At 68.1% G+C, this 22217-nt stretch carries 19 protein-coding genes; 10 read left to right on the forward strand and 9 right to left on the reverse strand.

Features of this window, described 5'->3' with window-relative positions; genetic code table 11:
• Positions 1–148: 148 nt before the first annotated feature.
• Positions 149–1942, forward strand: coding sequence for an SLC13 family permease (locus N7I30_RS02580; protein WP_228240154.1), 1794 nt, complete (start codon positions 149–151; stop codon positions 1940–1942).
• Here the strand turns inward: N7I30_RS02580 and ppdK are convergent.
• From ppdK to N7I30_RS02595, 3 genes are all read right to left on the reverse strand, one after another.
• Positions 1939–4602 carry a pyruvate, phosphate dikinase gene (gene ppdK, locus N7I30_RS02585; RefSeq protein ID WP_498636495.1) on the reverse strand — a complete coding sequence of 888 codons (2664 nt, stop codon included), beginning with the start codon at positions 4600–4602 and terminating at the stop codon, positions 1939–1941. The genes N7I30_RS02580 and ppdK overlap by 4 nt on opposite strands.
• A 291-nt stretch (positions 4603–4893) precedes the next feature.
• Positions 4894–5667: a DsbA family protein gene (locus N7I30_RS02590; RefSeq protein WP_187391298.1), complete on the reverse strand. Its 774-nt coding sequence runs from the start codon at positions 5665–5667 to the stop codon at positions 4894–4896.
• A gap of 123 nt (positions 5668–5790) precedes the next feature.
• The gene (locus tag N7I30_RS02595) at positions 5791–6309 is read right to left on the reverse strand and encodes a DUF721 domain-containing protein (RefSeq protein WP_498636497.1); all 519 of its coding nucleotides are present in this window, start codon (positions 6307–6309) and stop codon (positions 5791–5793) included.
• 251 nt (positions 6310–6560) lie between these two features.
• Between N7I30_RS02595 and mutY the strand changes: the two genes are divergently transcribed.
• On the forward strand, positions 6561–7667 hold the full coding sequence (mutY, locus tag N7I30_RS02600; RefSeq protein WP_498636499.1) for an A/G-specific adenine glycosylase: 1107 nt from the start codon (positions 6561–6563) through the stop codon (positions 7665–7667).
• Entirely contained in the window at positions 7664–8290 is a 627-nt protein-coding gene (locus N7I30_RS02605) for an HAD family hydrolase (RefSeq protein ID WP_498636501.1), read from the forward strand. The genes mutY and N7I30_RS02605 overlap by 4 nt, the downstream gene beginning before the upstream one ends.
• Positions 8291–8323: 33 nt before the next feature.
• Here the strand turns inward: N7I30_RS02605 and N7I30_RS02610 are convergent, their stop codons facing one another.
• A complete protein-coding gene (locus N7I30_RS02610; RefSeq protein WP_187391302.1) occupies positions 8324–9463 on the reverse strand; it encodes a site-specific DNA-methyltransferase in 1140 nt (379 codons plus the stop codon).
• A 200-nt stretch (positions 9464–9663) separates the two neighbouring features.
• Between N7I30_RS02610 and N7I30_RS02615 the strand changes: the two genes are divergently transcribed.
• Entirely contained in the window at positions 9664–10350 is a 687-nt protein-coding gene (locus N7I30_RS02615; RefSeq protein WP_188075810.1) for an HAD family hydrolase, read from the forward strand.
• Positions 10351–10362: 12 nt separating this feature from the next.
• On the opposite strand, the gene N7I30_RS02620 is transcribed toward N7I30_RS02615, so the two are convergent.
• Positions 10363–11019, reverse strand: a complete 657-nt coding sequence (locus N7I30_RS02620) for a hypothetical protein (RefSeq protein ID WP_498636504.1) — start codon at positions 11017–11019, stop codon at positions 10363–10365.
• A 161-nt stretch (positions 11020–11180) separates the two neighbouring features.
• On the opposite strand from N7I30_RS02620, the gene thrC reads away from it, so the two are divergent.
• From thrC to N7I30_RS02640, 4 genes are read left to right on the forward strand one after another with little or no spacing between them, the layout of a single operon-like run.
• Positions 11181–12590, forward strand: coding sequence for a threonine synthase (thrC, locus tag N7I30_RS02625; protein WP_498636506.1), 1410 nt, complete (start codon positions 11181–11183; stop codon positions 12588–12590).
• Positions 12587–13903, forward strand: a complete 1317-nt coding sequence (locus N7I30_RS02630; RefSeq protein WP_498636508.1) for a M16 family metallopeptidase — start codon at positions 12587–12589, stop codon at positions 13901–13903. Before thrC ends, N7I30_RS02630 begins: the two co-directional genes overlap by 4 nt.
• A gap of 7 nt (positions 13904–13910) precedes the next feature.
• On the forward strand, positions 13911–14534 hold the full coding sequence (locus N7I30_RS02635) for a GNAT family N-acetyltransferase (RefSeq protein WP_188075814.1): 624 nt from the start codon (positions 13911–13913) through the stop codon (positions 14532–14534).
• Positions 14535–14583: 49 nt separating this feature from the next.
• A complete protein-coding gene (locus tag N7I30_RS02640) occupies positions 14584–17517 on the forward strand; it encodes an EAL domain-containing protein (RefSeq protein WP_498636510.1) in 2934 nt (977 codons plus the stop codon).
• A 12-nt stretch (positions 17518–17529) separates the two neighbouring features.
• Here N7I30_RS02640 and N7I30_RS02645 read toward each other — a convergent pair whose 3' ends face one another.
• Entirely contained in the window at positions 17530–18138 is a 609-nt protein-coding gene (locus N7I30_RS02645; protein WP_187391307.1) for a YqgE/AlgH family protein, read from the reverse strand.
• A gap of 192 nt (positions 18139–18330) precedes the next feature.
• Between N7I30_RS02645 and N7I30_RS02650 the strand changes: the two genes are divergently transcribed.
• Positions 18331–19152 carry a protein-disulfide reductase DsbD domain-containing protein gene (locus tag N7I30_RS02650; protein ID WP_498636512.1) on the forward strand — a complete coding sequence of 274 codons (822 nt, stop codon included), beginning with the start codon at positions 18331–18333 and terminating at the stop codon, positions 19150–19152.
• Between the two features lie 79 nt (positions 19153–19231).
• Positions 19232–19717, forward strand: coding sequence for a peroxiredoxin (locus N7I30_RS02655; RefSeq protein WP_024349997.1), 486 nt, complete (start codon positions 19232–19234; stop codon positions 19715–19717).
• Between the two features lie 63 nt (positions 19718–19780).
• On the opposite strand, the gene rnhA is transcribed toward N7I30_RS02655, so the two are convergent.
• From rnhA to ispH, 3 genes are read right to left on the reverse strand one after another with little or no spacing between them, the layout of a single operon-like run.
• A complete protein-coding gene (gene rnhA, locus N7I30_RS02660; RefSeq protein WP_024349996.1) occupies positions 19781–20242 on the reverse strand; it encodes a ribonuclease HI in 462 nt (153 codons plus the stop codon).
• A complete protein-coding gene (locus tag N7I30_RS02665) occupies positions 20239–21219 on the reverse strand; it encodes a homoserine kinase (RefSeq protein WP_498636515.1) in 981 nt (326 codons plus the stop codon). The genes rnhA and N7I30_RS02665 overlap by 4 nt, the downstream gene beginning before the upstream one ends.
• Before the next feature lie 2 nt (positions 21220–21221).
• A complete protein-coding gene (gene ispH / locus N7I30_RS02670; RefSeq protein WP_498637108.1) occupies positions 21222–22187 on the reverse strand; it encodes a 4-hydroxy-3-methylbut-2-enyl diphosphate reductase in 966 nt (321 codons plus the stop codon).
• Positions 22188–22217: the final 30 nt, after the last annotated feature.

The following is a 22217-nucleotide window of genomic DNA, read 5'->3' on the forward strand; positions in this document are numbered from 1 at the left end:
CGGCGTTTCGGGCGGGTCTCGGCCGATCATCGGCGGGCTTTGTGCGGGCCAGGATGACGGCGTGATCAGTATATCGTCAGACTGATCATACGCGCCCCTTGCAAAAGCCTCGGGCTCCTGCAGATCAGCGTTCCTGAACCAATATTGCATGGGTTACATGGACGCCTTCCTGACGGATTATTCCGCATTCATCGCCCTTGCGATCGTCGCATTGGTCTTCGTGGCGTTCGCGCTCGAACTCTATCCGCCGGAGGTCATCGCCACGGGCGGGGCCGTGTCCTTCCTCGTCCTCGGCTATATCAAGGACGATGAGTTCACCTCGGTCTTCCAGAACCCGGCGCCGATCACCATCGCCGCGATGTTCGTCCTGTCCGGCGCGCTGGTGCGCACCGGTACGCTCGAGGGGGCGGCCGGCTGGCTGGTCACCAGCGCCGAAAAGCGGCCGCGCATCACGCTGGCGATCATGGGCATCGGCGTCCTCGTCGCCTCTGCCTTCATGAACAACACGCCGGTGGTCATCGTCTTCATTCCGATCATGACCGAGCTGGCGCGCAAGATGGGCGTCGGCTCGACGAAGCTGCTGATCCCGCTGTCCTTCATGACCATCCTCGGCGGCACCTGCTCGCTGATCGGCACCTCGACCAACCTCCTGGTCGACGGCGTCGCGCGCGGCCAGGGGCTGGAGGCGTTCTCGATCTTCGAGATCACCCCGATCGGCATCGTCACCGCGATCACCGGCATCCTCTACCTTCTGTTCGTCGGCCCCAGGCTGCTGCCCGACCGCACCTCCGCCGAAGACGTTCTCGGCGGCTCCGATGCCGACATGTATTTCACCGAGATCGTCGTGCGCGAGGGCGCCAGCACCATCGGCAAGACGCTGGGCGAATCGGCGTCCTTCTCGGCGCGGGGCATCCGCCCGGTGGCGATCCGGCGCGGCTCGGAGACCATCCGCAAGGGGATCGCCGAGGTGGTGATCCAGAAGGCCGACCGGGTGATCCTCTTCGCCTCGCCCGAGGAATTGCTGACCCTGCATTCCAACGAGAATTTCCGCGTCGCGCGGGTCACCGCCGCGGCGGCCGAAGACGAGGAACGGGTCGTCGTCGAGGCCACCGTTGCGCCGCATCGCCGCGGCATCGGCCGCAAGATTTCCGAGCTCGTCGATATCTCCGGTTCCGGCGTGCACATTCTCGGCGTGCAGCGCCATCGCCACGTCCCCGGCCCCTCCCTGCACGACACCAAGCTGCGTCCGGCCGACCGGCTGCTGCTCGAAGGCCGGCCCGACGCGATCGCCCGCATCGCCGAGTCCAACGACCTGATCGGCGTCGATCTCAGCGAGGCGCGGCCCTATCGCCGGCGCAAGGCGCCGCTGGCCATCGGCGCACTCTTGGCGGTCGTGGTTCTCGCCGCCATGGGCATCGCCAGCATCCAGATCCTCGCCTTCGTCGCCATCGCGACGCTGCTGCTGGTCCGGGTGCTGGATGCCGACGAGGCCTGGCGCTCGATCCACGGCGACATCCTGATCCTGATCTTCGCCATGCTGGCGATCGGCCTCGGCATGCAGAACGCCGGTGCGGTCGAGCTTCTGGTCGAACTGGTCGAGCCGCTGCTGCAGGGCGCCTCGCCCTTCCTGGTGCTGCTGATCATCTACGCGATCTCGTCCATCCTCACCGAGATCGTCACCAACAACGCGGTCGCCGTCGTCGTCACGCCGGTGGCGATCAGCCTGGCGACTTCGCTGGGCATGGACCCGCGCGCTGCGGTGGTGGCGGTGATGTTCAGCGCCTCGGCGTCCTTCGCCACGCCGATCGGCTACCAGACCAACACGCTGGTCTATGCGGCCGGAAACTACCGCTTCACCGATTTCGTGAAGATCGGCGTGCCGATGAACGTCATCGTCGGCTTTGTCACCTGCGTGGCGATCTACTTCTACTACGGCGTCTAGCGGCGGGCCCGCCCGCGCCGCGAGCGCTCATCGCGGATGGTCGCCTGGGCCGCGGCGAGCCGCGCGATCGGCACGCGGAAGGGCGAACAGGAGACGTAGTCGAGCCCGGTCTGCTCGAAGAAGGCGATCGAGGCCGGATCGCCGCCCTGCTCGCCGCAGACGCCGAGCGAGATGTCCGGCCGGGTGCGCCGCGCCTTCTCCACGGCCAGCGCGATCAGTTCGCCGACGCCCTCGACATCGATGGTCTGGAAGGGATCGCGCTCAATGATGCCCTGGCGGACATAGGTCGACAGGAAATTGCCGGCGTCGTCGCGCGAGATGCCATAGACCGTCTGGGTCAGATCGTTGGTGCCGAAGGAGAAGAAGTCGGCGATCTCGGCGATGGTGTCGGCGCGCACGATGGCGCGGGGCAGCTCGATCATCGTGCCGACCGAATAGGTGATCTCGCAGCCGCGCTCGTCCATGACCAGGGCCGCGACCTTGTCGATGCGCCCCTTCACGAAGTCGAGTTCCTTGCGCAGGCTGACCAGCGGCACCATGATTTCCGGCACCACCGCCTCGCCGGCCTTCTCGCCGGCCTCGATGGCCGCCTCGAAGATCGCCCGCGCCTGGGTCTCGACGATCTCCGGATAGGAGATGGCCAGCCGGCAACCGCGATGGCCGAGCATCGGATTGAACTCCTGCAGCGCGGCGATGCGCTGGCGCACGACGGATTCGTCGACGCCGAGCATCGCGGCCGTCTCGGCGATCTCGCCGTCGCTCTGGGGCAGGAATTCGTGCAGTGGCGGATCGAGCAGGCGGATCGTCACCGGCAGGCCGGCCATGATCTCGAACAGTTCGGTGAAATCGGAGCGCTGGATCGGCAGGAGCTTTTCCAGCGCCGCGCGCCGGCCGGTCTCGTCGGAGGCAAGGATCATCTCGCGCATCGAGCGCACCCGGTCGCCCTCGAAGAACATGTGCTCGGTGCGGCAGAGCCCGATCCCCTCGGCCCCGAAGGCGCGGGCCGAGCGGGCCTCGATCGGGGTCTCGGTATTGGCCCTCACCCGCATGCGGCGGGCCCGGTCGGCATAGTCCATCAGCATGGCGAAATCGCCGGTGAGCGCCGGTCGCAACAGCGGCACGGCCCCCTCGATCACCTCGCCGGAGGTGCCGTCGATGGTGATGGTGTCGCCCTCGCGCAGCACCTTGCCGGCGGCATGCAGCGTGGCCGTGCCGGCATTGATGCGCAGCGCGCCGGCGCCGGTCACGCAGGGCCGGCCGATGCCGCGGGCGACGACCGCCGCGTGGCTGGTGGTGCCGCCGCGGATGGTCAGGACGCCCTCGGCCACATGCATGCCGTGGATGTCTTCCGGATAGGTCTCGTTGCGCACGAGGATGACCGGCCGTTCCTCGTTGGCCAGTTCCTGGGCGCGCTCGGAGGTGAAGACGATCTCGCCCGTCGCCGCGCCCGGCGAGGCGGGCATGCCGCGACCCAGAACGACGAGGTCGGCGGTCCGTTCGAAGGTCGGATGCAGCAATTCGTCGAGCGAATTCGGATCAATGCGCAGGATCGCCTCGGCCTCGTCGATCAGCCTCTCGTCGACGAACTGGACGGCGATGCGGATCGCCTCCCCCGCCGTGCGCCGCGCCACCCGCGACTGCATCAGGAAGAGTTCGCCGTCGCCGACCATGAAGTCGACCTCGACGACATCGCCGACATGCGCCTCGATGCGGCGCACATGCTCGGTCAGCTCGGAGAGATCCGCGGGAAAGCGGGCCGCATCGCCATCCGAGAGGGTTCCCAGATCGAGCACCGGCGGCTTCTCGCCGATCTCGCGCGCCCGCGGCGCAACCAGCCCGAATTCGCCCGACAGGCGGGATTCGCCGGTGGTCAGGTCGCGGGAGACGGCCCGCCCGGTGCCGGAATTGTGGTCGTGCTCGTTGAAGATCATCGCATGGGCGGTGATCGCCAGGCCGGCATTTTCGGGAATGCCCTGGATCAGTCGGTGCGACGTCGCCAGCGGGCTGCGCCAGGTCGCATAGGCGGCCTCGATGACGGCGGAGAGCTGTTCGAGCGGTGTCTGCGGCACGACGGCGCCGATCTCGGCGTCGAGATAGGTCTGGTAGCGCGCGATCAGCGCGCGCCAGCCGGCCCGGTCGCCCGGCTCCTCGGTCCAGCCTGCCTCGGCCGCTTCCGCGTCGGCGATGTCCTCGAACTCGGCCGGGTCGACCGCCAGCACGAGATGGGCATAGCTTTCGATGAAGCGGCGATAGCTGCGATAGGCGAAGGCCGGGTCGTCCAGCTCGGCCGCGAGAATATCCACCGTGCGGTCATTGAGGCCGACATCGAGCACCGATTCGGCCAGGCCCGGCATCTGGGCGCGGGCGCTGGTGCGCACGGCCAGGAGCAGCGGGCGCGTGTCGCCGTCGAAGCCGCGGCCGGTGACGCCCTCGAGCCATTCGATCGCCATGCGCAGATCGGCGCGCAGTTCCTGCGGCAGGCCGTCGCCGCCGCTCTGCACCTCGCGCCAGACCGAGGTGGCGAGGGTGAAGCCCGGCGGCACCGGCACGTCCAGCGACGCCAGCAGCGCCAGGTTGGCACCCTTCAGCCCCAGGGCCTCGGACGCGTCGGCCGTGCGATCGGCCGCTCCGCGCCGGAATGTAAAGATCCGTTTGGGCATCGAATGCGGTCGACCGTCCCCCTCGAGCTCGACGGGTCCTTTGCGGACCGCGTCATTTTTCTGGTCGGCGCGGCGTCTGCGCCTGCCGGGAGACGACGTCCGCCCCGCAATCGCGCGCCGCAAGGCGGGAGCGGCAATCCCGCCGGTTCGCACCCCTCCCGCGAACCTTCCTTCATGTCTAGAAGAAATCCAATGCCCCGCCAATTGCTGCGACGCAAAAAAGCCCGCCACGGCGGGGATGCCGTGGCGGGCCGGTCAGGCGAGGTCCAGCGAGGCTGGACGGCCCAGGACCTACATGCGGGCGCGGATGGCGGCGGCCATCTGCTCGGCGCTGAGCGCGCCGGAGAACTTGTCGCCATTGATGAAGAAGGTCGGGGTCGCGTTGACGCCGAATTCGTTCTGACCCTTCTGCTGGATCTCGACGATCTTCTCCTGCATCTCCTTGTCGTTCAGGCAGCTGGTGAATTCGTCCTGGCTCATGCCGGCGAGCTTGGCGATCTTCAGGAGCGCGGCCGAGGCGTTGTCGGCGCGGGCCCAGTCGTCCTGCTGGCTGAACAGGACATCGATCATTGCCGTGCGCTTGGCGTCGTCGCCGGTGCAGCGGGCCAGCATGAAGCCGGCGAGCGCCCGCGGATCGAAGGGGAATTCGCGGATGATCAGCTTGGCCTTGCCGGTGTCCAGGAAGTCCGTCTTGATCTGCGGATAGGAATTCTCGTGGAAGTCGGCGCAGTGGCTGCAGGTCATCGAGGCGTATTCGACGATCGTCACCGGCGCATCGGCGTCGCCGATCACCACGTCGGGCAGCGGGCCCTCGGCCATCAGATCGGCGACATCCACCGAACCGCTGGATTCGGGCGCCTCGACGGCCGGCGTCGCGGGGGTTGCCGGCGCGGTGTCGGCCTGGGCCATCAGCACGGCATCCGAATTGGGAAGAACGGCGCTGGCCGCGGTGCTCTCCGCCTCGTCCGTGCAGCCGGCGATCGCGAGCAGCCCGGCTCCGGCGAGGAAGGCGGCAATTCGGGGCGCCTTCGCCAGGCGGGTACGGGCGGTCAGCGGATGAGTCATCGATGGAGCCTCGCTTGCAGAAGGAAACGCGTTCTCACCGGGATGTACGGGAGAAATGCGGCATTTCCAATGCCTGCGGGTCTCAGGCGACCGCCGGGCCGCGGTCGTCGAACCGGGCGATGCTCAGCCCTTGGAGCGGCGCAGGGTGGTCTCGGCGAAGTCGCGCAACGCCTTCTGCAGCCGGGGATCCTCGATCCGGGCGACCATCTCGGCGACGCGCTGATGCTCGACGGGGGCGAGATCGCGCAGCTTCGGCTTGCGGTCCGGCCGGTGCTGGTTGACGGCTTTTTGAACGATCTTGATCCGGGCCACGGCGGCAAAGCCGAAGAAGGCGTTGACCCGCGCCAGCAATTCGCCAGTCTGGTGCTGCAGGCGCAGCGCCGCCGCCGCCTCGCAGGCGATGACCAGCGTCGCCGGCTCGAAGGGGTCGCCCTCGTCGCGCCGGGCCGGCCAGACCAGCTTTTCCGGCCGCGTCAGATCGCGCAGGCCCGGCCCGGTAATCTCGCCCCAGGCGGCGACCAGCCCGGTGGTCATGCCGGCCTTGCGGCGCAGAATCGGGTCCATCAGGCCGCCGACGAGATCGGCGACGGGCTGCGGGGTGCCGGTGCGGCGCCTGGCGCGCGGGTCATAGGGCGGTGTCACGGGACGACCTTTCCGGATCGAAGTCTGCGCGGGTCCGACACGCGGCAACAGGCATGTTGCCGGCACCGGACCCAGCGCCGAACGGATAGCATGAAACGCCGCAGACGTCGCGAGAGCGGACGCCGTCCTGCTTGCGACAGACGGCCGGCTCGCATTCGCCGCGCCGGGCCGTTACATCGCGCAGAGCGCGGCCCGCATCGGGCCTCGCCGCCGATCCCCGGCCCGCCATCCAGACAGAGCGTCTCCTGCCCATGCCCGCCGATCTCCGTCCGTTCGCGGATCATCTCCTTGCCTGGTACGACCGCCATGCGCGGGTGCTGCCCTGGCGCGTGTCGCCGCAGGACAGGGCGCGCGGCATCCGGCCGGAGCCCTACCGTGTCTGGCTGTCGGAGATCATGCTGCAGCAGACGACGGTGGCGGCGGTGAAGGCGTATTTCGCCGAGTTCACGACGCGCTGGCCGCATGTCGCCGATCTCGCCGCCGCGCCGCAGCCGGCGGTTCTGGGCGAATGGGCCGGCCTTGGCTATTACGCCCGCGCCCGCAACCTGCATGCCTGCGCGATCCGCGTCACCGAGGAGTTCGGCGGCGCCTTTCCCCAGACGGCCGTCACGCTGCAGACCCTGCCGGGCATCGGCGACTATACCTCCGCCGCGATCGCCGCGATCGCCTTCGACGAGCCGGCGGCCGTCGTGGACGGCAATGTCGAGCGGGTCGTCACCCGGCTGTTTTCCATCGAAACGCCCCTGCCCCAGGCCCGCAAGGACATCCGGCTGCGCACCGCGGAGCTCACCCCGCAACAGCGGCCCGGCGACTTCGCCCAGGCGATGATGGATCTCGGCGCGACGGTCTGCACGCCGAAGCGGCCGAGCTGCATGGTCTGCCCCGTGCGTCCCATGTGCCGCGCCAGCGCCGAGGGGCGTGCGGAAGACTTTCCGGTAAAGAAGCCGAAGGCGGCGGTTCCCGAGCGCAAGGGCGCGGCCTTCGTCGCGACTCGGCCGGCGGATGGCGCGGTCTGGCTGCGGCGGCGCGAGGCGCCCGGCATGCTGCAGGGCATGAGCGAACCGCCGGGCACGGGCTGGCACGCCAAGGCCGACGGCGCGACCGGCGCCGATGCCGCGCCGTTTGCGGCCGACTGGCGCTTCTGCGGCACGGTGGCGCACAGTTTCACCCATTTCCGGCTCGAACTCGAGGTCTACCGCGCCGAACTCACCGGCGATCCGCCGGCCGAAGGCTGGTGGTGCCCGCCCGAAGCCCGCGGCGCCGAGGCCTTGCCGACCCTGATGCAGAAGGTGCTGGTACGTGCCGAGGCCAGCCCACCGGAACCCGCGGCCACACCGAAACGGAGACAGAGCCGATGACCCACCAGCATGTCGTTTTCGACATCGGCAAGGTGCTGATCCATTACGACCCGCACATCCCCTTCCGCGACATCATTCCGTCCGACGAACGCCGGCAGTTCTTCCTCGACGAGGTCTGCTCGCACGACTGGAACCTGGAGCAGGATCGCGGCCGGCCGTGGGAAGAGGCGGAGGCCGAGGCGATCTCCCGTCATCCGCAGATGGCCGAGGAAATCCGCGCCTTCCGGCGCAACTGGCACCGGATGGTGCCACATGCCTATGAGGGCAGCGTGGCGCTGCTCCATGGGCTGATCGACGCCGGCGTCGACGTGACGCTGCTGACCAATTTCGCCTCCGACACGTTTCGCGAGGCGCAGGCGAAGTTCCCGTTCCTGACGGCGACCCGCGGCGTGACCGTGTCCGGCGACATCCGCCTGATCAAGCCGGACCCGGCGATCTACGACCACCATGCGCGCAGCTTCGACCTGGCGCCGGAGCGCACCCTGTTCATCGACGACAATCGCGCGAATGTCGACGCCGCCCGCGCGGCCGGCTGGAGCGCCATCCATTTCATCGACCCGGACCAGCTTGCCCGGGATCTGGCAGCAGAAGGCCTGCCGGTCGGAGCTGCCGGCAGGCCCTGAAACGTCAGACGTAAAATAGCGGTCCGAAGGCGGTCAGACCGCCTCGACGGCCATCTGTTCGCGCATGGTCTGGCGCAGCGTATCGATCGGGGTCAGGCCCTTCTTGGAATCGATGTGCCAGAAGGTCCAGCCATTGCAGGCGTCGAGCCCCTGCACCTTGGCGCCGATGCGGTGGATCGAGGCTGCGTCCTCGCCAATGGCGATGGTGCCGTCGGCCCGCACCCGCGCCGTCCAGCGGCGCTTGGCGTCGGTCAGCTCGGTGCCCGGCTTCACCAGCCCGGCTTCCAGGAGGCTGGCAAAGGGAATGCGCGGCTCGGCGCGCTTGCCGGCCGAGACCTTGAGCACCGCCGGGTCGAGCGCTTCCACCGCGGCGATGCGGGCTTCGGCCGCCTCGATATAGACGTCCTCACGCTCGATGCCGACATAGTGGCGGCCGAGACGCTTGGCGACGGCGCCGGTCGTGCCGGTGCCGAAGAACGGGTCGAGCACCACGTCGCCGGGCTTGGTCGAGGACAGGAGCACGCGGGCGAGCAGCGCTTCCGGCTTCTGGGTCGGATGCGTCTTGCGGCCCTCGGCATCCTTCAGCCGCTCGCCGCCCGAGCAGATCGGGAACAGCCAGTCCGAGCGCATCTGCACGTCGTCATTGGCCGACTTCATGGCGTCGTAATTGAAGGTGTAGCCCTTGGCATTGGCGTCGCGCGACGCCCAGATCATCGTCTCGTGGGCGTTCTGGAACCGGCGGCCGCGGAAGTTCGGCATCGGGTTGGTCTTGCGCCACACGACGTCGTTCAGCATCCAGAAGCCCAGATCCTGCATCATCGCGCCGACACGGAAGATGTTGTGATACGAGCCGATCACCCAGATCGTGCCGTTCGGCTTGAGCACCCGGCGCGCGGCCAGGAGCCAGGCGCGGGTGAAGGCGTCATAGGCCTGGAAGCTCTCGAACTGGTCCCAGTGATCGTCCACCGCATCGACCTTGGACTGGTCGGGCCGGTGCAGATCGCCGCCAAGCTGCAGATTGTAGGGCGGGTCGGCGAAGATCACGTCGACCGAATTCTCGGGCAGCGCGGCCATCTGCGACACGCAGTGCCCCTTGTGTATCCGGTCCAGCCAGGCGGGTTTTTCCGCTTCGCAATTAACCACCTTGAGGGACGCGGAACGCTTGTAAGCCATCTTCACCACCGGACTACGCAGGACATTGAACCGACGTCATGGTTACCGAACGACGTAAACAATCGGTGAAATCCTGCCTTTGTCGCGCCCTCGTGCTCGTGCTACCGGACCCCTCGCACCATCTGCGCCCCGCGCAACCTTCGACGCAGTCGGCCTTCGCGCCGTCGCCCCTTCGCCAAAAACTTTCTTCGGAGCCCCCCATGTCCGAACCCCTGCTCGTGATCTTCGACTGCGACGGTGTCCTCGTCGATTCGGAGGTGATCGCCGCGCAGGTGCAGGCCGAGATCCTCGCCGAGCACGGCGTCGAGATCGATGCCGGCGAACTCGCCATCCGCTTTGCCGGGCTGACCTGGCCGATGATCCTGAAGCGCCTGTCGGACGAGCTGGGCCGCAGCTTCCCCGAGGATCTCGTCACCCGCGTCAATGCCGAGGTGGACCGGCGGCTGGAATCCGACGTGGAGGAGATCGCCGGCGCCCGCATGGCGCTCGACCAGCTTACCCTGCCGCGCTGCATCTGCTCGAACTCGTCGTCGCAGCGTCTCGAGCTGGAGCTCGAGCATGTCGGGCTGTGGGACTATTTCTTCCCGCATGTCTTCAGCGCGCCCGAGGTCGGCACGCAGAAGGTCAAGCCGGCGCCGGACGTGTTCGTCCATGCCTGCGAGCAGTTCGGCGTGGCGCCGCAGGCCGCCATCGTCATCGAGGATTCGGTCCATGGCGTGACCGCGGCCGTCGCCGCGGGCTGCCGCGTCGTCGGCTTCACCGGCGCCGGCCACAGCTTTCCGGGCCATGCCGACGCCCTGACCGAGGCGGGCGCCGAGACGGTGATCAGTCGGCTTGCGGACTTTCCCGCCGTCGTCGACGCCTTTGTCAGCTGGCAGGACGCCTGAACGGCAGGCGCGCTATTCCGGCGCGCCCTCGTCGAAGCCGGCGAAGATCACGATGCCGGCGGTCGGCGCCGGGTCGATCAGCACCGACTCGTCGACATAGGTGAAGGTCTGGGCGCCGCCATTGCGGGTGATTGCGACGGTCTGCTGGCCGAGCTCGGAATAGACCACGTCGTTGCCGCGCAGAACCGCGACGCGGATCGGCAGGCGCACGCTGCGGTCCTGGGCTACGGCCCCGGGGGTGATGCGGCCGAGGACGCCGATCTTCATCAGGAGCTTGCCGTCGACGATGCGGCAGTCGCGGGTCGTCTCGGCGATGTTGGCGACGTAGTCGACCTCGGAGCCGATGGTCTTGCGCAGGATCGCGGTGCCTTCGCGAAGGGTCACCTTCGGGCAGTAGCGGGCCTCGCCGCCCTGGTCGAACTGGCTCGACGCGGTGACCGAGGACGGCGGAATGGCCAGCGCCCCGGCATCGCCGAGATCGGCCTTGGGGGTGGTGGAATTGCAGGCAGAAAGCAGTGCCAGCGCACCGCCGAGGGCGAGGCCACCGGCCAGCCGGCGCAGCGCGGGAAGACGGCGGCTGATCGCGGTGCCGGGACCCTGCACGGAAATGCCCTCGTCGATGGCGTTGCGTTCACCATTGGTCGCTATGGGGGGCACTACCATATGCATCGCTCGGTCCTTCCGTTATCGTGGCGCGCCGTTCTATATCAGCCGCCCGTCGGTTAGGCGACCGACAGCGGAACATGGCGGAGCGCCGACCGGCACACGGTGCGCTCGCGGCCGAACAGAATGCCGGGAGCGATCCCGGTCCGAAGCGAAGTGGAGACGAAGTGAGATATGTGAGTTCGCGGGGAGAGGCTCCTGTCCTCGGTTTTGCCGACACACTTCTGGCAGGTCTCGCGAATGACGGCGGGCTGTATCTCCCGGAGACCTGGCCGCAGATCTCGGCGGAAACGATCCGCGGATTCGCCGGCCGGCCCTATGCCGAAGTCGCCTTCGAGATCCTCCTGCCCTACGTCGGCGAGGACATCGCCCCGGACGATCTGAAGCGCATGGTCGACGAGGCCTATGCGACCTTCCCGCATCCGGCCGTCGCCCCCCTCGTCCAGCTCGGCCCGTCGCATTTCGTGCTGGAGCTCTTCCACGGCCCGACCCTGGCCTTCAAGGACGTGGCGATGCAGCTCATCGCCCGGCTGATGGACCATGTCCTCGCCCAGCGCGGCCGCCGCGCCACCATCGTCGGCGCCACCTCGGGCGACACGGGCGGCGCCGCCATCGCGGCCTTCGCCGCCAGCCAGCGCACCGACATGTTCATCCTGTTCCCGCATGGCCGCGTCTCGCCGGTGCAGCAGCGCCAGATGACGACCTCGGGGGCGGACAACGTCCATGCGGTCGCCGTCGACGGCACCTTCGACGACTGCCAGGCGCTGGTGAAGGCGATGTTCAATCACGCCGCCTTCCGCCAGAAGGCGGCGCTGTCGGGCGTGAACTCGATCAACTGGGGCCGGATCATGGCCCAGATCGTCTATTACTTCACCGCCGCCGCGAGCCTCGGCGCGCCCGAGCGGGCCGTCTCCTTCACCGTGCCGACCGGCAATTTCGGCGACATCTTCGCCGGCTACGCCGCCAAGCGCATGGGCCTGCCGGTCGAGCGGCTGGTGATCGCCACCAACGAGAACGACATCCTCGTGCGCACGCTCGATCGCGGCCGCTACGAGACCACCGGCGTCCACGCCACCACCTCGCCCTCGATGGACATCCAGGTGTCGTCGAATTTCGAGCGACTGATCTTCGAGGCGAGCGGACGCGACGGCGACATGGTGCGCGGCCTGATGCAGCAGCTGGCCCAGTCCGGCTCCTTCACCCTGCCCGAGGCGGTTCTGGCGGCGATCCGGGCCGAATTCGATGCCGGCGCGACGGACCAGGCCGAGACCGCCGACATCATCCGCCGCACCCTCACCGGCACGGCCTATCTCCTCGATCCGCACACCGCCGTCGGCGTCGGCGTGGCGGAGAGCCGGCTCGGCCGCGAGGCGATGATCACGCTCGGCACCGCCCATCCGGCGAAGTTCCCGGACGCGATCGAGAAGGCCGTCCAGATCACCCCCGCATTGCCGCCCAGCCACGGCGACCTGATGCAGAAGCGCGAGACCATGGATCGCCTGCCGAACGAGATTGGCTCCGTGGAATCCTACATCCTCGCGCGCACGCGCGCCGTCGACCAGGGAGCCGAAGCATGAGCGTCGAGGTCACCAGACTTTCCAACGGACTGACCATTGCGACCGAGACGATGCCGCATCTGGAGAGCGCCTGTCTCGGCATCTGGGTGAAGGCCGGCGCCCGCGACGAGGCGCCCCGGGAGCATGGCATCGCCCATCTTCTGGAGCATATGGCGTTCAAGGGGACGAGCCGGCGCAGCGCCCGGCAGATTGCCGAGGAGATCGAAGATGTCGGCGGCGAGATGAACGCCGCCACCAGCGTCGAGACCACCTCCTACTATGCTCGCGTCCTGAAGAACGACGTGCCGCTGGCGCTCGACATCCTGACCGACATCCTGATCGATTCGCGCTTCGACGAGCAGGAGCTGGAACGCGAACAGCAGGTCATCCTGCAGGAGATCGGCGCGGCGGAAGACACGCCCGACGACATCGTCTTCGACCATTTCCAGGAAGCGGCCTTTCGCCAGCAGATCATCGGCCGGCCAATCCTGGGCACCCGCGAGACGGTGAAGTCGTTCTCGCCCGACGATCTGCGCGGCTATCTCGCCCGGCACTATTCGCCCGACAAGATGATCGTCTCGGCGGCCGGCGCCGTGTCACACCGCGCCATCGTCGACCAGATCGAGGCGGCCTTCGGCGGAACGGCCTCCGTGTCGCCGCTGCCGCTGGAATCCTCGCCGCGCCAGGCGGCGTCCTATACGGGCGGCGAGTTCCGCCAGGAGCGCGACCTGATGGACGCGCAGATGGTGCTCGGCTTCGAGGGGCGCGCCTATTACGCCCGCGACTTCTACGCCTCGCAGGTGCTGTCGCTGATCCTCGGCGGCGGCATGTCCTCGCGGCTCTTCCAGGAGATCCGCGAGCGCCGGGGCCTGTGCTACGCGATCTACGCCTTCCACTGGAGCTTCTCCGATTCCGGCATCTTCGGCATCCATGCTGCGACCGGCGAGGAGGAGCTGGCGGAACTGGCGCCGGTGATCGCCGACGAGCTGACGCGGGCCGCGGCCGGCATCTCCGAGCCCGAAGTCAACCGGGCCCGGGCGCAGATGCGCGCCAGCCTGCTGATGTCGCAGGAAAGCCCGGCCGCCCGCGCGGCGCAGATCGCCCGGCAGATGCTGTTCAACGGCGCGACCATCACCAATGAGGAACTGATCGCGCGGCTCGAGGCGATCACCGCGCCGCGGCTCGCCGATCTCGCCGAGCGTACGTTCGTGGGCACCGTGCCCACCCTCGCCGCCATCGGACCGGTGTCCCGTCTGCCGAGCCGCGACGTCCTTGCCGAACGGCTTGCCGGCGCGTCGTCCGGCGCCGAGGCGAGGCTCGCGACCAGCCACTGATCCGCCGATGAGGATCCTGGAGCATCTCGCCGGGCCGCCCGTCCCCGCGCTGCACGGCGAGGGCATCCTTCTGCGCATGCCCCGGCGCAGCGACTATGCGGCGTGGCGGGACCTGCGCGGCGAAAGCCGCAATTTCCTGAAACCCTGGGAGCCGCTCTGGGCCGCGGACGAATTGTCGTGGGAGGCCTATCGCCAGCGCCTGCGCCGCTATGCGCACGATGCGCGCGACGGCGTCAGCTACACCTTCTTCCTGTTCGACGCCTCCGGCCGCACGCTCTATGGCGGCACGACGCTCAGCCAGATCCGGCGCGGCGTCGCCCAGTCGGGCACGCTCGGCTACTGGATGGGCGAGCGCCATGCCGGCGCCGGCCTGATGGCGCGGGCGGTGGAGCAGATGAAGCTGTTCGCCTTCGACGTGCACCGCCTGCACCGGATCGAGGCCGCCTGCCTGCCGCGCAACAAGCGCTCCATCGGGCTTCTGGAGAAATGCGGTTTCGTCCGCGAGGGTCATCTGCGAAGCTATCTGAAGATCGCCGGACGCTGGGAAGACCATTATCTCTATTCGCTTCTGGCCGAAGAATGGTCGTCTTCGCAGCCCAGGGCTCGCATGGGCGCGGCCGTGGTGCAATAAACGCGAAGCGCGGGCGGGGATGAGTCGGAATGCAAGGTCGGGGCACAACGTGAAGGCGAAAGCCATCAGCAATCGGAAAAGCGGCGTCGGGCCGATCGGTCTGGCCGCGCGGTGGATCCTGTCGCTGGCCTTCGTCCTCGTTGCGCTCGCCGTCTCGGCGCCGCCGTCCCTGGCGCTCGAAGCCGTCAGCATCTCGCGCGGCGACACCGCCATCGACATGCTGCCCGCCGTCGACGTCTATCGCGGCAAGGGCCGCGCCTTCCAGGTCGCGACCGTCCCCGGCGCCGACGGCATCGTGCGCCGCATCGAGATCGAGGCGCAGTCGGCCCAGGCTTCCGGCGACTGGGCCGTGTTCGCGCTCGCCAACAACACCGACAAGCAGATCGACCGGCTCGTCGTCGCCCCGCATTTCCGGCTGGTGGGCTCCGGCGTCGTCTGGCCCGATCTCGGCTCGCAGCGCATCGCCTCGATCACGCCCAGCCAGGGCTTTGCGCTGGAGCGCCAGCCGAGCACCGATGCCGACGTCTTCCTGGTGACCCTCGACCCCGGCGCGATCGTCACCTTCGTCGCCGAACTGGCCTCGCCGAACCTACCGGATCTGCGGCTGTGGGAGCCGAACGCCTACAAGGATACGGTCAACGCCTTCACGCTCTATCGCGGCATCGTCCTCGGCATTGCCGGCCTGCTGGCGGTGTTCCTGACCATCCTGTTCGTCGTCAAGGGATCGGCGATGTTCCCCGCCACCGCGTCGCTCGCCTGGGCGGTGCTGGCCTATATCTGCATCGACTTCGACTTCTGGCAGAAACTGGTGCCGATCCTGCCCGGGCAGGAACGGGTCTGGCGAGCCGGCACCGAAGTGTCGCTCGCCTTCACGCTGGTCCTGTTCCTCTTCGCCTATCTCAATCTCAATCGCTGGCACGGCGTGCTGTCGATCTTCACCATCATGTGGCTGGCGGCGCTGGGCACGGTCGGCGTCGTCGCCGCCTTCGACCCGGTGGTCGCCTCGGGCATCGCCCGCATCTCGCTGGCCGCGACGGCCGCCCTCGGCCTCGGCATCATCGGCACGCTCGCCGTGCAGCGCTCCGACCGGGCGATCATGCTGATCCCCACCTGGTGCCTCGTCATCCTGTGGGTGTTCGCCGGCTGGTCCACCGTGACCGGCCGCATTGACAACGACATCATCCAGCCGGCGCTGGGCGGCGGCCTGGTGCTCATCGTCCTCCTGATCGGCTTCACGGTCATGCAGCACGCCTTTGCCGGCGGCGGCTTCGCGCAGGGGCTCCTGTCGGATCTGGAGCGTCGCTCGCTGGCGCTCGCCGGCACCGGCGACGCGATCTTCGACTGGGACGTCAGCCGCGACCGCATCTTTGCCGGCGCCGACGGCGACACCCTGGCCGGCATGCCGGTCGGCACCATGAACGGGCCGGCGCGCGACTGGCTGCCGGTCCTGCATCCGGACGACCGCGACCGCTTCAAGGTGACGCTCGACACGATCCTCGAACATCGCCGCGGCCGCATCATCCAGGATTTCCGTCTGCGCGACGAGGATGGCCATTATCACTGGGTCTCGCTGCGCGCCCGCCCGGTGCTGGGCAGCGACGGCGAGGTGGTGCGCTGCGTCGGCACGCTCAAGGACGTCACCGATGCCAAGAAGGCCGAGGAACGGCTGCTGCACGACGCGCTGCACGATCAGCTGACCGGTCTCCCGAACCGCGAATTGTTCCGCGACCGGCTGGAAGCCATCGGTGTCCTCGCCATGACGCGGGCCGACGTGCAGCCGACGATCATCGTCATCGACCTCGACCGCTTCAAACAGGTCAACGACGATTTCGGCATCGCCACCGGCGACACCATCCTCCTGACCATCGGGCGCCGCCTGAAGCGCCTGTTGAAGCCGCAGGATTCGCTGGCCCGGCTCGGCAGCGACCAGTTCGGCCTGATCCTCCTGTCGGAGACAGAGGTCACCGCGGTGGCCGATTTCGCCGAGGGCCTGCGCAACGCCATCAAGGCGCCGATCGCGTTCGCCAATCGCGAGATCGTCCTGACCGGTTCGATCGGCCTCACCGGCTGGACCGATGCCTCGACCTCGGACGAGGCGCTCAAGGAAGCCGAGCTGGCCATGTACCAGGCCAAGCGCAATGGCGGCGACAGCATCGAGCCGTTCCGGCCGGCCTATCGCAGCGTCGGCTATGGCCGCCTGGAGCTGGAATCGGATCTGCGCCGGGCCTTCGAGCGCAACGAGCTGTCGCTTGCCTTCCAGCCGATCGTCACGCTGGAGACCGAAGACATCGCCGGCTTCGAGGCGCTGTTGCGCTGGGAGCATCCGCGGCGCGGCGCGATTTCGCCGGCGGAATTCGTGCCGATCGCCGAAAGCACCGGCCTGATCGTCCAGCTCGGCCAGTTCGCGCTGGAGGAGGCCTGCCGCCGGCTCGGCGACTGGCAGCGCATGACCGGCGACGAGAACCTCTTCGTCTCGGTCAACATCTCCAGCCGCCAGCTCATCCGCCAGGATCTGATTGGCGACGTGAAGACCGTCATCGAGCGCTACCGGATCTCGCCGAACAGCCTCAAGCTGGAGCTGACGGAATCGCTGGTGATGGACAATCCGGAGCGTTCCGCCCAGCTCCTGACCCGCCTGAAGGCGCTCGGCGTCGGCCTGTCGCTGGACGATTTCGGCACCGGCTATTCGTCGCTCGCCTATCTGATGGGCTTTCCCTTCGACACGCTGAAGATCGACCAGTCCTTCCTGAAGAACAACAGCCAGCCGCAGCGGCCGATCATCCTGCATTCGATCGTCACCATGGCCCACGATCTGGGGCTGAAGGTCGTGGCGGAGGGGATCGAGAGCGATGCCGACGTCATGCAGCTGCGCCAGCTCGGCTGCGAATTCGCCCAGAGCTTCAAGTTCTCGCCGCCGCTCGGCTCCGATCAGGTGCGCAAGATCCTCGACGACCGGGCGGTCGGCCTGAAGCGCGCCAGCTAGGGCGCGCCCGGCTCAGGCGTGACCGGCCTCGCTGGCCAGGAACGCCGGCTCGATGCCCAGCAGGCCCAGCGCGCGGTCGTATTTGCTGTCCAGCTCGACGTCGAAGACGATGTCGAGATCGGCCTTGCAGGTCAGCCAGCCATTGGCCGCAATCTCGCTCTCGAGCTGGCCCGGCGACCAGCCGGCATAGCCGAGCGCCATGATCGCCGTCGTCGGCCCGACGCCCTTCGAGATCGCCTTGAGGATGTCGATGGTCGGGGTCAGCGAGATGTTGTCGGCGACGGCCACGGTGGATTCGGAATCGTAGTCGTCCGAATGCAGGACGAAGCCCCGCCCCTTCTCCACCGGCCCGCCCATGCAGACGCAGATCTCCTGTCCCGATCTGGGCATCCGGATATCGCGCTCGCTGGCGACGATGCCGAGCTGGGTCAGGAGTTCGCCGAAGCCGACCGGCTGCGGCTTGTTGATGATGAAGCCCATCGCGCCGCTCGGCGAATGGGCGCAGACATAGATCACGGCGCGCGCGAAGCGCTCGTCGCCCATGCCCGGCATGGCGATGAGGAAATGCCCTTCCAGGGAAGAGTCGGTCGAATTTCTGCCGATTTCGGTTTCGAGATCCATGGCATCCAGATGCTTGCGGGGCTTTCACGATAGATGGCATCGCGGCGATGTCAAAACCAGAGCTCGCGGGGCGGCCCGATTTGCCGGTCGGCGTCGCGGCTTGTTGAATGGCCAGCAGCCCTTGCCCGCGCTAACCACGATGGCGGTGCGGGCCATGCGCCGCAGATCGTTTCAGGGCAGAGGACACCGCAGATGAGATGGATTGCGCGGATCGCCGGCGGCCTCGCCGCGATGGCGATGGGAGCGGCAGCGGCCCAGGCAGGGCCGGCATCGACCTATGCTAGCGAGCAGGTGACGCTGCGCCTCGTTGCCGGTGAGGCCGCGCCGGACGGCACGGTTCGCGGCGCGCTGCTGGTCGATCTCGCGCCGGGGTGGCACACCTACTGGCTCGATCCGGGCGCCTCGGGCATCCCGCCGCACATCGACTTCACGGCCACGGACAATCTGGCGGCCGCCGATCTGAAATTTCCCGCGCCGCTGCGCTTCGGCGAAGGCATTGCCCGCGCCAATGGCTACGAGAACGCCGTCGCCATCGGCTACGCACTGACCCCGCGGCCCGGCACCACGCTCGACACGGTGACCGCCAGCCTCGCCATCGGCGTGTGCCAGGACATCTGCATTCCGGTGCAGGCGGAGCTTGCGGCCGACACCGGCGATGCGGCAGCGACCGAGACCGTCGAGGCGACCTTCGCCGCCCTGCCCGCCCGCGACGGCCCGCTCGGGCGGATCAGTTCGGCCGTTCTGCCCACCGGCGGCGACGTGCTGACCGTCGCCGTGGAGACGGTGCTCGACGCGCAGGACGCCGATCTCTTCGTGCGCGGGCCGGACGGCTGGTATTTCGACGAGCCCGCAACGCCGGAGCGCAATGGCGACAGTCTCGAATTCCGCGTGCCCGTCGTCGGGCGCCCGCGCGGTGCGATGGCCGGGCCGGCGACGGTCGACATGGTGGTCACCGGCACGCGCGGCGACTTTGCCGCCGATGCGGTACCGGTCACCGCCGACACGCCCGGCTGAACGGCTCGACAAAGCCCTCCGCCTCGCCTCATATGGCGCCGGGCCGTAACGCCACGCATTTCACGAAGGGAACGACCAGATGACCATCGGTATCGGCGACAAGCTTCCGAACGCGACACTGAAGACCAAGACCTCCGACGGTCCGGCAGACCTGTCCACCGACGAGATCTTCGCCGGCAAGAAGGTCGTGCTGTTCGCCGTGCCCGGCGCCTTCACGCCGACCTGCTCGATGAATCACCTGCCGGGCTTCCTGACCCACAATGACGAGATCCGCGCCAAGGGCGTCGACACCATCGCCGTCGTCGCGGTCAACGACATCTTCGTCATGGGCGCCTGGGAGAAGGCCAACGACGCGGCCGGCAAGATCCTGTTCCTGTCCGACGGCAATGGCGAGTTCACCAAGGCCCTCGGCCTCGACATCGACCTCTCGGTCGCCGGCCTCGGCCTGCGCTCCAAGCGCTATTCGATGATCGTCGAGGACGGCGTCGTGAAGTCGCTGAACGTCGAGGAATCGCCGGGCCAGGCCGAGCGCTCGACCGCCGAGGCCGTTCTCGAGCAGCTCTGATCCGGAATATTCCGTCCCCGCGGCCAGTGCTGCGGGGACGGGCGCGGACTTTCGAAATCGCGCCTATGCGCTGCGCTTGCGACGCTTGAACGGCTCCATGCCGTCGCGGGCCAGCTGGTCGGCGCGCTCGTTCATCTCGTCGCCGGCATGGCCTTTCACCCAGTGGAAGGTGACGTCGTGGCGCCCCTTCTCCTCCTCCAGCTTCTGCCAGAGCTCGGCGTTCTTCACCGGCTTCTTGTCGGCGGTCTTCCAGCCGTTGCGCTTCCAGCCGTGGATCCACTTGGTGATGCCGTCGCGCATATATTGCGAGTCGGAATAGATATCGACCGGGCAGGACCGCTTCAGGGCCGTCAGCGCCTGGATCACCGCGAGCAGCTCCATCCGGTTGTTGGTGGTGTGCTCCTCGCCGCCCTTCAGTTCCTTCTCGTTGCCGTTGAAGCGCAGGATCGCGCCCCAGCCGCCCGGTCCCGGATTGCCCGAACAGGCGCCGTCGGTGTGGATCTCGACCCGTCCCTCGGCGCTCATGCCGTCACCCGCTCGTCGTCATAGCCATAGTCCGAGACGCTCTTCACCGACCGGTGGAAGCGCAGCTTGCCGAGATATTCCATCGGGTCCTTCTTGGTCACGAAGGAATCGTCCGGCACGGTCAGCCAGTCGTAGAGCCGGGTCAGCAGGAAGCGCAGCGCCGCCCCCCGGCACAGCACCGGCAAGGCCGCCAGCTCCGCCGCGCTCAGCGGACGCACGCTGGCATAGCCGCCAATCAGCGCCCGGCCCTTGGTGATGTTGAAGCTGCCGTCCTGCTCGAAGCACCAGGCGCAGACGGCGATCGCCAGATCGTAGGCGAGAAGGTCGTTGCAGGCGAAATAGAAGTCGATCAGGCCGGACAATTCGCCCGACAGGAAGAAGACGTTGTCGGGGAAGAGATCGGCGTGGATGACGCCTTTCGGCAGATCGGCCGGCCAGTTCGCCTCGACGAAATCGAGCTCCGCGCCGATCTCGGCGGCGAGCCCCGCCTCGATGCCGTCGACCCGGTCGCCGCAGCTTTCGAACAGCGGCCGCCAGTCGGCAACGGCGAGGCCGTTGCGCCGGTGCAGCGGGAAGTCGGCGGCCTTGCCGTGCATGCCGGCCAGCGCTGCGCCGACGGCGCGGCAATGCTGGGGCGCGGGACGGCGGGTCCACATGCCTTCGAGAAAGGTGAAGATCGCCGCCGGGCGGCCCGACAATTCGCCAAGAGACTCGCCGCCGCGCGTGTGCACCGGCAGCGGACAGGACAGGCCCCGCTCGGCCAGATGCTCCATCAGCCCGACGAAGAACGGCAGGTCCGACCGGTTCACCCGCTTCTCGTACAGCGTGAGGATGTAGGTGCCCGCCGTGGTGCGCAGCAGGAAGTTGGAATTCTCCACCCCCTCGGCGATGCCCTTGTAGCTCAGCAGTTCGCCGATGTCGTAGGCGCCGATGAAGTCGGCGAGCTGCGGCTCGGAGACGTCCGTATAGACAGCCATGGTCAGCCCTGCCCGTTGACGAAGGCCATGTCGACGGGCGTCAGCGGCGTCTGGCGCAGGCTGCGCATCACCGGGAAGTTCTCGTTCTCCTCCGCCGTGCGCACGAGCTCGATGGTCACGTCGTAGCGGTCGCGGAAGGAATCGACGATGGCGTCGACGAGGATCTCGGGCGCCGAGGCTCCGGCCGACATCGCCACCACCCCGCCGGGCTTCACGCAGTCCCAGGGCAGGTCCTGCGGCCCCTCCACCAGCGCGCCCTGCATCGCGCCGGAGCGCTCGGCGACCTCGACGAGGCGGAGCGAATTCGACGAATTCGGTGCGCCGACGATCAGGAACAGGTCGGCGCCGGGAGCTGCCGCCTTCACGGCGTCCTGGCGGTTGGTCGTGGCGTAGCAGATCGATTCCGACGAGGGCGCCTGCATCTGCGGGAACCGCGCCTGCAACACCGCGATGATCCCCGCGGTGTCGCCGACCGAGAGGGTGGTCTGGGTCACGAAGCCCAGCGCCTCCGGATCGGCCGGCACATAGGCGGCCGCGTCGGCCTCGGTCTCGATCAGCGTGACGCTGCCCTCGGGCAACTGCCCCATCGTGCCGATGACCTCCGGATGGCCGCGATGGCCGATCAGCAGCACATGGCGCCCGAGCCGCGTGTGGCGCATGGCCTGCTTGTGAACCTTGGAGACCAGCGGACAGGTGGCGTCGAGATAGAGCAGGTCGCGGGCTTCGGCGGCGGCCGGCACCGACTTCGGCACGCCATGGGCCGAGAACACCACCGGCTGGCCGTCATCGGGGACCGAATCCAGCTCCTCGACGAAGACTGCGCCCTTGCTGCGCAGCCCTTCCACGACATAGCGATTGTGGACGATCTCGTGCCGCACATAGACCGGCGCGCCGTATTTCTTCAGCGCCAGCACGACAATCTGGATGGCCCGGTCGACGCCGGCGCAGAAGCCGCGCGGCTCACACATGCGGATCGTCAGCTTCGGTTTGGTGGCTGT

Origin of the sequence: Aurantimonas litoralis (assembly GCF_026153195.1) — a bacterium.
In the GTDB taxonomy this organism is placed as follows: domain Bacteria; phylum Pseudomonadota; class Alphaproteobacteria; order Rhizobiales; family Rhizobiaceae; genus Aurantimonas; species Aurantimonas coralicida.

What these genes read in the sequence shown, in the direction of transcription:
- N7I30_RS02615 (WP_188075810.1), top strand. Translation starts at nt 9,664, where the DNA reads ATGTCCGAACCCCTGCTCGTGATCTTCGACTGCGACGGTGTCCTCGTC.
- N7I30_RS02655 (WP_024349997.1), top strand. Translation starts at nt 19,232, where the DNA reads ATGACCATCGGTATCGGCGACAAGCTTCCGAACGCGACACTGAAGACC.
- N7I30_RS02665 (WP_498636515.1), bottom strand. Translation starts at nt 21,219, where the DNA reads ATGGCTGTCTATACGGACGTCTCCGAGCCGCAGCTCGCCGACTTCATC.
- ispH (WP_498637108.1), bottom strand. Translation starts at nt 22,187, where the DNA reads ATGTGTGAGCCGCGCGGCTTCTGCGCCGGCGTCGACCGGGCCATCCAG.
- N7I30_RS02580 (WP_228240154.1), top strand. Translation starts at nt 149, where the DNA reads ATGGGTTACATGGACGCCTTCCTGACGGATTATTCCGCATTCATCGCC.
- ppdK (WP_498636495.1), bottom strand. Translation starts at nt 4,602, where the DNA reads ATGCCCAAACGGATCTTTACATTCCGGCGCGGAGCGGCCGATCGCACG.
- N7I30_RS02610 (WP_187391302.1), bottom strand. Translation starts at nt 9,463, where the DNA reads ATGGCTTACAAGCGTTCCGCGTCCCTCAAGGTGGTTAATTGCGAAGCG.
- N7I30_RS02630 (WP_498636508.1), top strand. Translation starts at nt 12,587, where the DNA reads ATGAGCGTCGAGGTCACCAGACTTTCCAACGGACTGACCATTGCGACC.
- N7I30_RS02650 (WP_498636512.1), top strand. Translation starts at nt 18,331, where the DNA reads ATGAGATGGATTGCGCGGATCGCCGGCGGCCTCGCCGCGATGGCGATG.
- N7I30_RS02645 (WP_187391307.1), bottom strand. Translation starts at nt 18,138, where the DNA reads ATGGATCTCGAAACCGAAATCGGCAGAAATTCGACCGACTCTTCCCTG.
- rnhA (WP_024349996.1), bottom strand. Translation starts at nt 20,242, where the DNA reads ATGAGCGCCGAGGGACGGGTCGAGATCCACACCGACGGCGCCTGTTCG.
- N7I30_RS02605 (WP_498636501.1), top strand. Translation starts at nt 7,664, where the DNA reads ATGACCCACCAGCATGTCGTTTTCGACATCGGCAAGGTGCTGATCCAT.
- N7I30_RS02620 (WP_498636504.1), bottom strand. Translation starts at nt 11,019, where the DNA reads ATGCATATGGTAGTGCCCCCCATAGCGACCAATGGTGAACGCAACGCC.
- N7I30_RS02590 (WP_187391298.1), bottom strand. Translation starts at nt 5,667, where the DNA reads ATGACTCATCCGCTGACCGCCCGTACCCGCCTGGCGAAGGCGCCCCGA.
- mutY (WP_498636499.1), top strand. Translation starts at nt 6,561, where the DNA reads ATGCCCGCCGATCTCCGTCCGTTCGCGGATCATCTCCTTGCCTGGTAC.
- N7I30_RS02635 (WP_188075814.1), top strand. Translation starts at nt 13,911, where the DNA reads ATGAGGATCCTGGAGCATCTCGCCGGGCCGCCCGTCCCCGCGCTGCAC.